We start from the raw sequence: 13,338 nt of genomic DNA, 5'->3' as shown, positions 1-13,338 counted from the left end.
AGCCTAACAGAACCTATCTCGCGCCCGGAGAAGGCTTGCGAGCAGGGGCTTTTCTCACCGGAGCTTTTCTGGTGGGAGCCGCCTTTTTCACTGGCGCCTTTTTCACCGGAGCAGCTTTGGCAGGAGCGGCAGGAATTGCCGGGGCGGGGCCGTACTTCGTTTCGGCAGGGTTCGGGTCGCCAGGCAGGTACACGTCGAATTCCACGCGGCGGTTGATGGCACGGCCGGCTTCGGTGGCATTATCGGCAATGGGCTTGCTTTCGCCGTAGCCATGCGACACAATCCGGTCGGCGGTGATGCCCTTGCTCAGCATGTATATCCGGGCCGAGGCTGCCCGATCATCCGACAGGCGCAGGTTGTAGTTGTCGTCGCCCTTGTTGTCGGCGTGGGCCGAGATGGCGAGGCTGTAGTCTGGGTAATCGTTGAGGATTTGCACCAAGCCATCGAGCGTGGGGAAGGAAATCGGCTTCAGAGTGGCCTTGTTGAAGTCGAACTGGATGAACTTAGTAGCCTCCTGAAGCTTCTTCTTCTCTTCCACTTTCATTTCGGGGCAGCCTTTGTTGGAAGCCGGGCCGGGACGGTTGGGGCAACGGTCTTCGAAATCGGGCACACCATCACCGTCGCTGTCTACGGGGCAACCAGTGGCGTCTACTTTCACGCCAGCCGGGGTGTTGGGGCACTTATCATCGCCATCACGCACACCATCACCGTCGGCATCGGGGCAGCCCTGGAGTTCGGCCTTGCCGGGCGTATCGGGGCATTTGTCATCGCTGTCGCGCACACCGTCACCGTCGCGGTCGGGGCAGCCTTCCAGCGCGGCTACGCCTTTTTCGGTGGGGCACTTATCCTGGTAGTCCGGTACGCCGTCGCCGTCGCCATCGAGGGGGCAGCCATTGGCATCTACGGTTACGCCGGCGGGCGTGCCAGGGCACTTGTCTTTGCGGTCGGCCACTTTGTCGCCGTCCTCATCCTTCATCTTCCCGAAAGCCACGGTCAGGCCCACGGTATGTTGCAGGTAGCGGTCATCGAAGCTATCCTCATCCCGCGCGGGGTCGCCGTCGAGGTTGGCTTTCAGTGGCACGTGCTGGCCCGTCTGCACAAACAGGCCGACACCATCGCCGAGCCGGAAATTGATACCGGCGGCGCCAAATAGGTCGAAGTAGCTTTTGTCTTCGTCGATGAGCGTGCTCTGCCCATTGCCATTAAACACGCCTTCACGGCTGGTGAACGCCCAACCGGGAGCAGCCAGCAGATACGGCTGAATGAAAGCGTCTTCCTTGAAAGCCCAGCCGTTGTTGAGCTTGAGCTTCAGGGCCAGGTTCACGTTCACTACATTGGTGGTGAAGAGCGAATTGAATCGAGCAGCGGTTTGCTCGTCGGTGCTTTTCAGCTCTACGTACGCACCTTGCAGGCCGAGGTCCAAGCCGGGCGAGAGGTAGCGGTTGATGCTGATACCAGGGCCATACTGGTTGTCGTCCCACTTCCAGAAGCTGGAACCGAAGTTGCCTTTGTATTGATACGCGCTGCCGTAGAGGCTGATGGCCGTCTTCTTATCGGCCGATTGGGACTTCGCCTGCGGGGCGCCCCATAAGAGCATACCCAGCGCGACGCCAGTGGTAATAAGGTGTTTCATGGGAAGGAAGAGGGGGTTGAGAGAGATGCTGAAAGCCGCATGGGTTCTGAAACCTGCCTGCTATACTTTTTCTGTCACGCTAAGGTTGTGCTTAAACAAGATTCTATTTCTAATACATCTACTTGCGGCTTATTTACGGCCTTCTATATACGCCGGGTTCAGTATTGAACGTGAATTTTGAGCTTTCAGGCGATTTGAGCCGCAAAAAAAGCGGCGAACCACGAGGGCTCGCCGCTTTTTTTGCGGTTCAACGCTTGGCCTTAGGGCTGCGGCGTGGTCGGGATGAAGAACTCGAAGTTGAATTCTACCCGACGGTTCTGGCTCATATTCTTAGAAGACGTGTTCGGAGCAGCTGGCTCGCTCTCGCCACGGCCTTCCGTCACTACGCGGGTCGGATCAACCTTCTTGCCCGTGAAGTAACGTTTCACCGAGTTGGCCCGGCGCTCGGAGAGAGCCTGGTTGAAGGCGTCGCTGCCGCGGCTGTCGGCGTGGCCGATAACGCGCAAGCTATACTCGGGGTGGTCTTTCAGGGCCTGAGCAATCTTGTTCAGGGCCGGGTACGAAGCCGTCGTGATAACGGTGCTGTTGGTACGGAAGCGGATGGGTTTCTCCAGTTGCTTCACGGCCGGATCGATGGTCAGCGGGCAACCGTTGGCATCTACGCGGGTGTTGGCTGGGGTGCCGGGGCACTTATCCACGTCGTCTTTCACGCCGTCGTTGTCAGAGTCGAGTACCAGCGGGCAACCGTTGGCATCTACTTGCGTGCCGGCTGGCGTATCGGGGCATTTGTCGTTTTTGTCGGCTACACCGTCGCCATCCGCATCGGGGCAGCCACGTAGCGCAGCTGTACCAGCTTGGTCGGGGCACTCATCTTCCGAGTCGCGCACGCCGTCATTGTCCTTATCGGGGCAGCCTTCGAGGGCAGCCGTGCCGGCTTCAGTGGGGCACTTATCCTGGTAGTCTGGAACCCCGTCTTTGTCGCCATCAAGCGGACAGCCGGTTTCGTCTACTGCTACGCCCGCAGGAGTTGCGGGGCACTTGTCTTTACGGTCCGGAACTCCGTCTTGGTCTTCGTCCTTGGCCTTACCAAAGGCGATGGTAACACCAGCCGTGTGCTGTAAATACCGGTCGTCAAACTTGTTGTCGTCGCGGTTAGGGTCGCCATCGAGGTTGGCATTCAGCGGAATGTGCTGGCCCGTCTGCACGAAAATGCCTACCGCGTCGCTAATGCGGAAGTTGATACCAGCGGCGCCGAACAGGTCGAAATACGTTTTGTCCTCGTCGATGAGCGTGCTGGTGCCGTTGGCGTTGAACGAGCCTTCGCGGCTGGTGTAGGCAATGCCGGGTGCCGCCAACAGGTACGGCTGAATTACGGCGTCTTCTTTCAGCGCCCAGCCGTTGTTAAGTTTCAGCTTCAGCGCCAGGTTCACGTTCACCACGTTGGTAGTGAAGAGCGAATTGGCCCGAGCAGCGGTTTGCTCGTCGGTGCTTTTCAGTTCCACGTACGCACCTTGCAGGCCAAGGTCCAAGCCGGGCGAGAGGTAACGGTTGATGCTGATGCCGGGGCCGTACTGGTTGTCGTCCCACTTCCAGAAGCTGGAACCGAAGTTGCCTTTGTACTGGTAGGCGCTGCCATAGAGACTAATTGCCGTTTTGCGGTCGGCCGTCTGAGCATGCCCGCGCGGAGCCGCCGCCAGTAGCGTTAGTCCCAGCGCCAAAGTAGTAGTTAATTGCTTTCTCATAGCCGAGAATTTTGGTGAACAAAACCTCCCGGAACACCATCGCCAACACAGCCCCGGCGCCCAGAAGTAGCCTCCTATACCGTTCTACGCTTCGGAAAGTTATGGTGCAGCCCACAGAAGATGACCGAGCCTTATGCACAAGCAGAAGCCTACCGAGGAGCCTTCTTCCTGATTCCCAACCAGACAGACCACATATTGGCCCTCAAAATGGCCGTTTATATCTTAGCACAAGAATTAATATTTATCTATAAATACAATGAAAAAGGCCGCTCATCTCGGGTGAACGGCCTTTCCAGTGGCAGATTTGATGGTCGTCTCGTGCCTACCGGCCGGCACTCATCAGGCGCTCAATATCGTCGGCTTCAAGTGGGATGTCGCGCATCAGGTCTTCGTTGCCGGACTGGGTGATGAGAATGTCATTTTCGAGGCGGATGCCGAGGCCTTCTTCACGGATGTAAATGCCCGGTTCGCAGGTGTAGACCATGCCTGGCTCGAAGGTGCGGTATTTGAAACCGACATCATGCACGTCGAGGCCGAGGTAGTGCGAGGTGCCGTGCATGAAATACTTTTTGTAGAGCGGCGCGGCCGGGTCCTGGTTTTTCACATCCGACTCATTGAGCAAATCCAGCTTGATTAGCTCCTGCTCCATGGTGCGGCCCACGGCGGCGTGGTACTCCTCAATGTTGTTGCCGGCTATGAGCTGCGAAGTGGCAAATTTCATGACGCGGAGCACGGCTTCGTATACGTCGCGCTGGCGCTGCGTGAATTTGCCGTTGATGGGAATGCTACGCGAGAGGTCGGCGGCGTAGTTGGCGTATTCGGCCCCGAAATCAAGCAGCATCACGTCGCCGTCTTTGCACTCCCGGTCGTTGCTGACGTAGTGCAGAATGCAGGCATTGGCCCCGGAGGCAATGATGCTGCCGTAGGCCGGCCCGCGGGAGCCTTGGCGCAAAAACTCGTGGAAGATTTCGGCTTCTATTTCGTATTCCATCACGCCCGGCCGCACGAAACCCAACAGACGGCGGAAAGCGTCGCCGGTGATGTCGGCAGCGCGGCGCATGAGCCGGATTTCCTCGGGGCTCTTGATGGCGCGCAGCTGGTGCATAATGCGCGCGGCGCGGCGGTAGGTGTGTAGCGGGTACGCCTCCCGAACCCACTTGATGAAGCGGGCGTCGCGGGTTTCGACCTCCACCACCGAGCGAATGTGCTCATTGGTGTTGAGGAACACGTTTTCGGCCTCGTTCATGAGAGCCGGCAGCACAGTCTTGAACGAGTCGAGCCACATGATGGTGGGCACCCCCGACTGGGCGCGGGCCTCGTCTTTGGTGAGCTTGTAGCCTTCCCACACCAGAATATGCTCGCTGGTTTCCTTCAGGAACAGGATTTCGCGGTACTGCGGCAGCGTGGCATCGGGGCAGAGCACGAGGATGCTTTCTTCCTGGTCGACGCCGGAGAGGTAGAACAGGTCGTTGTTTTGCCGGAACGGCAAGGTGCCGTCGGCGTTGGTGGGCATCACGTCGTTGGAGTGGAAGATGGCCAACGAAGCCGGGGGCAGCTGCTCGCGGAAGCGGCGGCGGTTTTCAATGAACAGCTCGGGAGAAATAGGGCCGTAGCGCATGGGTGGGGCATTTAGAACGTGGAGAGGCGCGCAAATTAACAAGCCTCTCCCACAAACAGCTACTCTAGCCTTCAGGTGGCCTAGGGAGGATGTTTTCGGGGCCAATTGTGGGGTTGGGCCCGGCCTAACACAATAAAGCTGAGCAGCACATTGTTACTTTGCTCTTCCAACCTGTGCCTCTGGTTTTCGTTCAGTTCTGAGACCCGCAACGGCTGCTCTTACTGCGTCAGGCCTCAAGCTGCGCTATACATATGCCCGATTCTCCCAATTTGTCGCTGGTGGCGCTTACCGAGTTCTTCCCGCCCGATGAGCTCCTGCTCAGTTTGCTCGATGTTTCACTGGCTGGTGTTATGTTCCTCGCACCCATCTACGATCAGGTGGACGCTGGCAAGGTGGTAGATTTTTCATTTGTACACTTAAACCCCGCAGCGCAGCAGATGCTCCGGCTGCCCGCCCTCCCCCACCAGACGTTCGTACAGCAGTTTCAGCCCAGCCTTGAAAATGGGGGCTTGGCCTTTCTGCGTAACACATTTTTGTCTGGCGAGCCCGCGTATTTTGAGCTACTATACCAGGAAGGCCAGATTGATAACTATTTCCGCGCGGCAGCCCGGCGCGTAGGGGCCGGCCTGATAGTGAGTGTCACGGATACGGCCGACCAGCCGCGCACGGCCGTGGAAGAGGCCTTGCGAGAGAGCCAGGCGCGGGAGAAAGCTGCCCGCGCCGAGGCCGAAGCTCAACGCCAGCAGCTACATTCTGCTTTTACGGAGGCGCCGGCCTGCATTGCCACTCTCACGGGCCCCAAGCACACCTTCACGCTAGCCAATCCGCTCTACCGGCAACTGTTTGGCGGTCGGTCCTTGGTGGGTAAAACCATTCGAGAAGCCCTGCCCGAGCTGGAAGGCCAACCCTTTTTCGCGCTGCTCGATGAGGTATACCGCACGGGCAAAACTTTTTACGGCAAGGAAGTGCTGGCCTACCTCGACCAAACCAACTCCGGGCGGCTCGATCCGGTATATTTCAACTTCATCTACCAAGCCGCCCGCGACGCGACGGGCACCATCACAGGCGTACTTATTTTTGCCTACGACGTGAGCGAGCAGGCACTGACTCGTCGCCGCAGCGAGGAAAGTGAGCAGGAACTGGCTACCGCCAACGAGGAGCTACAGGTTACCAACGAAGAGCTCCAGGCCACCAACGAGGATCTGTACGCGACAGACCAGCAATTGCGCCAGCTCAATCAGGAGTTGGAAGCGCGCGTGCTAGACCGCACTTTTCAGCTCCAGGCCGCGCAGAGGGAAGCCGAGCGGCAAAAAAAACGGCTGGAACGCCTCTTCCTTGAGGCACCCGCCGCCATTTGCATACTTGGCGGAACGAGGCTGGTGTTTGAGCTGGTTAACGGCAGCTACCAAGAGCTATTTCCTGAGCGTACTTTACTCGGCCTTCCCCTCCTGGAGGCTTTGCCCGAAATAATAGGCCACACCACTTACCAAACCATCCAGACGGTATACGCAACCGGCATTACCCACCGGGCAGAAAATCTGCTCATTGCTTTTGCCCGCCCCAGTGATGGAGGTTTAGAAGACCGTTACTTCAATTTTATTCAGCAGGCCCGCTACGATGAAGATGGGCACGTTGACGGGGTACTGGTCTTCGCGTTTGAGGTAACGGAGCAGATTCGCGCCAATCAGCAAATCCAAAGCTTAAACCAGGAGCTGGCGGCTATCAACGAGCAGCTGCGGGCCACCAACCGCGAGTTGGGCAGTACCAACCGCCAACTCACGCGCACCAACCAAGACCTCGACAACTTCGTGTACGCAGCCAGCCACGACCTCAAACAACCCGTTAACAACCTCTCCGGCTTGTTTGATGAGCTGCGCCACGCCGTCACGTTTCACGATCCGGCGGAGGAACAGATTCTGTTGTCATTGATCCATGATGCGCTGCGTCAGCTTAGCACCAGCATTGAGGATTTGGCCGCGCTGGGTCAGACGCAGCAAGAGCCGCACGAGGCCGCCGAAACCGTGCGGCTGCACGACCTCACGCAAGAAGTTCTTCAAACACTACACCCTCAGGTACTAGCCGCTCGGGCCCGTGTCACGACTGATTTTGCGGCCCGCCCCGAGCTGCACTTTTCGCGCCCCAACCTGCGCACCATTCTGCTCAACCTCATCGGTAATTCCCTGAAGTACGCCGACCCGGCCCGCCCGGCCCGCATTCACGTGTCGGTGTGGGTGGCGGAGGATAACAGTCCCATTTTACGAGTAGATGACAACGGCCTGGGCTTTGACGTGGAGCGCCACGAGGGCGAATTATTCCAACTTTTCCGCCGCTTCCACGCCGCCCACGCGGAAGGCACCGGCGTGGGCCTCTACCTCGTCAACCGCATCGTGCAGGCCAACGGCGGGCACATTGAGGTGGAAAGCGAAGTCGGCCAAGGCACCACGTTCCGGGTGTTTCTGCGGGAGTAAGCGGGGCTGACTTATAGCGGTTCCTGAGTTGGTGTACGGGGTGTAGCGCGAAGCTTCCGCTTCGCGCATCGTTGCGGAGGTTGAACGACTAGCGGGTGGTAGCAACGCGTGTCGTTCAACGATGCGCGAAGCCGGAGCTTCGCGCTACACCCCGTACACCAACCTGAAATTCGCTTTGGTCTTCGCGGTAAACCCCGACTACGGCTTTGTTTAGGACGACCTCGCCGTAGTCGTGGCGGAGCGTGAGCGTGGCGTTCTGGTAGCCGCCATCCATTTCCACGGGCAGCGTTATCGGACGGATGGATCTTGTATGGCGCTTCGTGCTCGTTTCTACTTCGACAGAACTCACGCAACCAGCCTCGGAGGGGCTGTATATCGGTAGGCTCCGCTGAGTGAATGATGCAAAGCCCCGCCGGGGCTTTATCCTTTCAGGACTTACGCACGGCGGCCTATGGGAAGCCCCGGAGGGGCGGTATATCGGTAGCAAAAACAGCTGCGCTATGGAACCAAGCCCCATCGGGGCGGCACCAATCGTTGAACGGGTAGTGTCGCCCCTCCGGGGCTTTAGTGGTTTTTTACCGGCTGGTTGCTACCGACATACCGCCCCTCCGGGGCTAAACAAGCGCCGCCGTGCGTAAGTCCTACCTTTATTAGAGAGGTGGTCCGTAGAAACAAGCCGTTGAAACCAAGCGTCCCTCGTCGCGGGTGCGGCGAGGGACGCTTGGTTTCAACGGCTTCGCGCCTCTGGGGCCGCGTTGCGGGTTCTAAGCTGGGGTAGTGGTGCCTTTGGAACCGGTGGCTGTACTACCCCCGCCACGCACGAGCACTTTGGTATAGCTCTGGAAGCGCAGCCACACCTCGTTTTTGGCCGTGCCCTGGAAAGGGCGGACCTGCACGCGCATCTTTTTGATGAGGTCAGCGTTGCGGCGCAGCAGGGCTTCCAGCGTTTTGCGGGCCGTGCTGCCGTCTACGGTGCTGGCGCGCTGCCGCAGCTGCTTGGCCTCGAAACGCTGGTGCAGGCGTTGCAGTTCGGTGAGGTCGGTGGCCGTAAACTCACGGCGGGCCAAGGCATCGGTCAGCGGTTCGGCCTCCCGCAGCAACCCGCTGACGAGGCCGGCCAGGGTTCCCTCGTCGGCGGCGGTGAGCATGGTGCGGTTCACGCGCACCCGCCCGGCGAGGTCGGCATCGGTGTTGCTGGCGCTGGTGGCGTGCGCCTGCAAGGCGTTGGCCAGCCGTTCGCCCAGGTTGATCATGAGTTTCTTGGCGGCGGTTTTCTGCTTGCTGGAGTCGTCGAGGTCTTCGCGGAGCACGGCGCTTTCCAGCTTTTAGGCCTGCGCGAGGTTGGCGGCATGCTCGGTGCGCAACGGACCCAGGTCTTCTTCGATGTTGACGCAGAGCGGCTGATCTCGCACGAGGCCAGCGGCCGTGCCTTCGTCGCGCCGGAGCATGGCATCGAGGCGGTTATTTTCCATAGGTTCTGAAAAAAATGAGTGAAGTACTAAACTGCTTAAATATAGAGGAATTAATGCTTGAGCTAATGGGCACACCGTGCTGGCCGTGCCGGGAGGCGCGCAACGTGTTGGGGGCACTTTTGGAGGCATCCGGGGCACTGCCGAACGTGTTGGGGGCGCTGCGCGGTAGCTTCGGGGCACTTTTGGAAGCGTCGGGGGGACTTCCGGGGGCACTCGGGCTACTTCCGGGCGTGTTCGGGATACTTCCGCGAGCATTCGGTGCGGTAACCGGGCTTTCGGTTCACTGACCGCGCGTCCGGGCCACTAACCTGCCGTCCTATTCGCTAACCTTGCGTTGGGGGTGCTAACTTTCCGATTCGGCTACCGCTGACTAGCCGGCCCCGTACTGCTTTTGTATGCCTACCTCCGCACCCCGGCCCGTTCTGCTCATCCAAACTGCTTTTATCGGCGACGTAATTCTGGCGACGGCGCTGCTGGAACACCTGCACCGCACGGAGCCCGATACGCCCGTAGATTTTCTGGTGCGCAAGGGCAATGAAGGGTTGGTGAAGCAGCATCCGCACGTGCGTCAAGTGCTGGTCTGGGACAAGAAGCAAGACAAATACCGCGGCTTGTGGTACCTGCTTCAGCACATCCGCCGCACGCACTACGACCGGGTAATTACGCTCCAGCGCTTCGCCTCCACCGGCTTCCTGACGGCGTTTTCGGGCGCGCGGGAGCGAATTGGTTTCGACAAAAATCCATTTGCCCGCTGGTTTACGCGCACCGCGCCGCACGTGATTGAGGAAGGTGTGCACGAGGTGGCACGCAACCTGCGCCTGCTCGACCCAACCTACGCAGGCCCCACCATCCGGCCCCGCCTCTACCCTACCCCCGCCGACGAAGCTGCCGCCGCGCCTTATGCCGCGGCTGGTCCGTACGTGTGCATCGCGCCTACATCGGTGTGGTTTACGAAGCAATTTCCGCCGGAGCAGTGGCTCAAGCTGCTAGCTGCTTTGCCGGCGCACTACCCCGTGTACTTGCTCGGCGGCCCGCCCGACGTAGCGGCCTGCGAGGAGCTGCGGCAAGCCAGCGGCCGGTTGGGCGTGGTAAATCTGGCCGGGCAGCTTTCCTTGCTGGCCTCGGCCGCTCTGATGCGCGGCGCTGTGCTCAACTACGTCAACGACTCAGCCCCCATGCACCTGTGCTCGGCTTTGGATGCGCCCACCTGCGCGGTGTTCTGTTCCACGGTTCCCGCTTTTGGCTTCGGCCCGCTCAGCAAGTTTTCGCGCGTGGTCGAAATTGAAGGCGGGCTTCCCTGCAAACCGTGCGGACTGCACGGCTACCGCAAATGCCCCTTAGGCCACTTCTGTTGCGCCCACGGCATCGAAACCCAGCAGTTGCTGGCTGTTTTGGCGGAAGCGGAGCGGGTAACCCCACCCCAACCCCTCCCCAAAGGAGAGGGGCTCTAGCTTTAATTTTAGGAGCTAGTGTTCTAAAGCTAGAGCCCCTCTCCTTTTGGGGAGGGGTTGGGGTGGGGTTCTGGCGTGCGTACCTTTGCAACCACCTGCCCCGCTGACGGGTTATACAGGACCGGGGCCTGGCACTGCCGGCCCCAAGACTTCAATTCCCTTTCCATGTCTGATTACGACCTGTACGAGCTGCCGAATGGCATTCGGGTTCTGCATAAGCAAGTGCTGCACACCAAAATCGCGCACTGCGGCTTCCTGCTCGACATTGGCTCCCGCGACGAAAAACCGGCCCAGCAGGGGCTGGCGCACTTCTGGGAGCATATGGCCTTCAAAGGCACCGAAAAGCGCAAAAGCTTCCACATTCTAAACCGCCTCGAAACCGTGGGCGGCGAGCTGAATGCCTATACGACCAAAGAGAAAATCTGCTTCTACGCCTCGCTGCTCAGCACCCATTTCGAGCGGGCCTTCGAGCTGCTGACGGATCTGACCTTCCACTCGGTGTTCCCGGAGAAGGAGATTGAGAAGGAGCGCGGTGTGATTCTGGAGGAAATGGCCATGTACCTCGACGCTCCCGAAGACGCCATCATCGACGATTTCGACGGGGTGATTTTCGCCAACCACGCCTTAGGCCACAACATTCTGGGCACGCGGGAAAGCGTGAGCAGCTTCCAGCAGGCCGATTTCCGGCAGTTTCTGGCCGAGAACGTGCGCACCGACCGGCTGGTATTCAGTTCCGTGAGCAACCTGCCCTTCAAAGAGGTGAAACGCCTGGCCGATAAGTTTCTGGCGCCGCTGCCGGCCCGCCTGGGTGCGCGGCCCCGCACCGCGTTTAGTGGCTACCAGCGGGTGGAGAAATTGGAGCGCAAGCCCATCACGCAGGCGCACTGCCTGATTGGGGGCCCGGCCTACGCCATCGAAGACCCGCGACGGATTCCGTTTTTCATGCTGAGCAACCTGCTCGGCGGTCCTGGCATGAATTCTCGCCTCAACCTGGCCGTGCGCGAGAAGTACGGCCTCGTTTATACCATCGACGCCACGTACTCGCCCTACACCGATACGGGACTATTTGGCATCTACTTCGGCACCGAGAAAAAGCAAGTGGCCCGCACTATTTCGCTGGTGCAAAAGGAGCTGAAAAAGCTGCGTGAGCAGGCGCTGGGCACTGCCCAGCTGCACACCACTAAGGAGCAGCTAATGGGCCAAATGGCGATGGCCGAGGAAAGTAACGGCGGTATGATGCAGTTGCTAGCCAAAAGCATCCTCGACATCGGCCGCGTCGAATCCATCAACGAAATATTCGACCGGGTGCGCGCCATCACCGCCGCCGAGCTGCTGGAACTAGCCAACGACGTGCTGACCGACGACAATTTGAGCGTGCTGCAATACGTGCCGGAGTAAAGCGGACTGCTGTTCTTGCGCAGCCTCTGTCATTGCGAGCGAAGCGAAGCAATCCTTCCTCTCAAAGATTCACCTTTCCTACACAGACAAGCCTTCAGAAATTAGTGTGGCAACCTAACGTCAAGGGCTTTTCTTACAAGTGACATTCTCCGCTGTGAGAGGAAGGATTGCGTCGTCGTGCCTCCTCGCAATGACAGCACAACCATTAGCACATTAAAAAATCAGCACATCAACCATGCGCGTCTTTGGCCACATCGGCACTTACCGGCCGGGCGACACATTCGCGAACCGGTTGGAGTTGAGTTTGCGGGGACTACACCGGCCGCGCCGCGCCGGCGTGAGCGGCAGCCAAGCCGAAGGCGCCGATTCCATCGTGCTGGCTGGGGCGTACGAGGATGATCTGTTTGGGGAAGAAGAAATTATCTATTCCGGCAGTGGTGGTCGTGACCTCAAAACCGGCAAGCAGATAACCGACCAGGAAATGACGGGGCGCAATCTAGCAATGCGCCGCAGCCAGGAAACCGGCCAGCCCGTGCGCGTCTTTCAGCGCGTGCTACACGATGGCACCGAGGTGTTTCGCTACGAAGGCCTCTACCGCGTCGTGGACTACAAGTTTGTTCGTGGCAAAGCCGGTTTTCAAGTATTCCTGTTCCGGCTGGTTCCTGATCGGCTGTAGCGCGGACTTTAGTCCGCAGCTCTCGGCACCAAGCCTGAGGTGTACAACCAGGAGCTGCGACTAAAGTCCGCGCTACATTTGCGGCTACCTATTCTTCCCGCTATGTCGTCCGACGAATTCTTCCGCTACGCCGACCTGCATACGTCGCCTGAGCCGCCGCTGCTAGCCCGGCTCAACCGCGAAACGCACGTGCAGACGCTCATGCCGCGCATGTTGTCGGGGCACGCGCAGGGGCGGTTGCTAAGCATGATCAGCCACATGATACGGCCGCGGCGGGTGCTGGAGTTGGGCACTTTCACGGGCTACGCGGCGCTGTGCCTGGCTGAAGGCTTGGCGCCGGATGGCGAGTTGCACACCATCGAATTCAACCCCGAGCTGGAAACCCGGATTCGGCGCTACGTGGCGGCGGCGGGGCTGGCGGCGCGCGTACACCTGCACATTGGCGCGGCGGCTCACATCGTGCCTACGCTCACGGAAACCTGGGATTTGGTGTTCATCGATGCCGATAAAATCAACAACGATACCTACTACGAGCTGGTGCTACCCCAAGTGCGGCCGGGCGGCTTCCTGCTCATCGACAACGTGCTGTGGGGCGGCAAAGTAGTGGACTCTTACGCGGTAAAACCGTCCGACAAAGACACCCACGCCGTGCGCGCCTTCAATGATAAAGTGCAGGCCGATGCTCGGGTGGAGAATGTGTTTCTGCCCCTGCGTGACGGTCTGCTGCTAGTGCGTAAACTCTAGCAGCAGCCCCGAAAAAGACGCCTGCCCGTCAGCCCGCCGAAAAAGCGGGCAGACGGGTCGAAGTAAGCTGACGTTGTTATAATAGCCCGGTCGCCCTAATTCAGAATTCCCAATTCAGAATTACCAGATGGCGCGT

11 protein-coding genes are annotated in these 13,338 nt (G+C 59.3%); 5 read left to right on the top strand and 6 right to left on the bottom strand.

Annotated elements, in window-relative coordinates:
• Positions 1-13 precede the first annotated feature (13 nt).
• The 3 genes from ACYSMN_RS14145 to ACYSMN_RS14135 all read right to left on the bottom strand — a co-directional run bounded on the left by ACYSMN_RS14145 (position 14) and on the right by ACYSMN_RS14135 (position 4,993).
• Positions 14-1,633 (bottom strand): OmpA family protein, encoded by a 1,620-nt coding sequence (locus ACYSMN_RS14145; RefSeq protein ID WP_488924545.1) that lies wholly within the window; start codon positions 1,631-1,633, stop codon positions 14-16.
• A 260-nt stretch (positions 1,634-1,893) separates the two neighbouring features.
• The gene (locus tag ACYSMN_RS14140; protein ID WP_488924544.1) at positions 1,894-3,375 is read right to left on the bottom strand and encodes an OmpA family protein; all 1,482 of its coding nucleotides are present in this window, start codon (positions 3,373-3,375) and stop codon (positions 1,894-1,896) included.
• Between the two features lie 322 nt (positions 3,376-3,697).
• The gene (locus ACYSMN_RS14135) at positions 3,698-4,993 is read right to left on the bottom strand and encodes an aminopeptidase P N-terminal domain-containing protein (protein WP_488924543.1); all 1,296 of its coding nucleotides are present in this window, start codon (positions 4,991-4,993) and stop codon (positions 3,698-3,700) included.
• Positions 4,994-5,244: 251 nt separating this feature from the next.
• Between ACYSMN_RS14135 and ACYSMN_RS14130 the strand changes: the two genes are divergently transcribed.
• Complete coding sequence (locus ACYSMN_RS14130; RefSeq protein WP_488924542.1) at positions 5,245-7,461, top strand: PAS domain-containing sensor histidine kinase; 2,217 nt, start codon at positions 5,245-5,247, stop codon at positions 7,459-7,461.
• A gap of 115 nt (positions 7,462-7,576) precedes the next feature.
• Here ACYSMN_RS14130 and ACYSMN_RS14125 read toward each other — a convergent pair whose 3' ends face one another.
• The 3 genes from ACYSMN_RS14125 to ACYSMN_RS14115 all read right to left on the bottom strand — a co-directional run bounded on the left by ACYSMN_RS14125 (position 7,577) and on the right by ACYSMN_RS14115 (position 8,933).
• Positions 7,577-7,810, bottom strand: a complete 234-nt coding sequence (locus ACYSMN_RS14125; protein WP_488924541.1) for a hypothetical protein — start codon at positions 7,808-7,810, stop codon at positions 7,577-7,579.
• Positions 7,811-8,225: 415 nt separating this feature from the next.
• On the bottom strand, positions 8,226-8,771 hold the full coding sequence (locus tag ACYSMN_RS14120; RefSeq protein ID WP_488924540.1) for a hypothetical protein: 546 nt from the start codon (positions 8,769-8,771) through the stop codon (positions 8,226-8,228).
• 15 nt (positions 8,772-8,786) lie between these two features.
• A complete protein-coding gene (locus tag ACYSMN_RS14115) occupies positions 8,787-8,933 on the bottom strand; it encodes a hypothetical protein (protein ID WP_488924539.1) in 147 nt (48 codons plus the stop codon).
• A gap of 395 nt (positions 8,934-9,328) precedes the next feature.
• On the opposite strand from ACYSMN_RS14115, the gene ACYSMN_RS14110 reads away from it, so the two are divergent.
• From ACYSMN_RS14110 to ACYSMN_RS14095, 4 genes are all read left to right on the top strand, one after another.
• The gene (locus ACYSMN_RS14110) at positions 9,329-10,384 is read left to right on the top strand and encodes a glycosyltransferase family 9 protein (protein WP_488924538.1); all 1,056 of its coding nucleotides are present in this window, start codon (positions 9,329-9,331) and stop codon (positions 10,382-10,384) included.
• Positions 10,385-10,549: 165 nt separating this feature from the next.
• Positions 10,550-11,782 carry a M16 family metallopeptidase gene (locus tag ACYSMN_RS14105; RefSeq protein WP_488924537.1) on the top strand — a complete coding sequence of 411 codons (1,233 nt, stop codon included), beginning with the start codon at positions 10,550-10,552 and terminating at the stop codon, positions 11,780-11,782.
• Positions 11,783-12,017: 235 nt separating this feature from the next.
• A complete protein-coding gene (locus ACYSMN_RS14100) occupies positions 12,018-12,458 on the top strand; it encodes a YDG/SRA domain-containing protein (protein WP_488924536.1) in 441 nt (146 codons plus the stop codon).
• A 102-nt stretch (positions 12,459-12,560) separates the two neighbouring features.
• Positions 12,561-13,202 carry an O-methyltransferase gene (locus ACYSMN_RS14095; RefSeq protein ID WP_488924535.1) on the top strand — a complete coding sequence of 214 codons (642 nt, stop codon included), beginning with the start codon at positions 12,561-12,563 and terminating at the stop codon, positions 13,200-13,202.
• The last annotated feature ends 136 nt before the right edge of the window (positions 13,203-13,338 follow it).

This window comes from Hymenobacter sp. M1-2, assembly GCF_057808495.1.
This window is presented reverse-complemented; position numbering and strand designations above follow the sequence as displayed.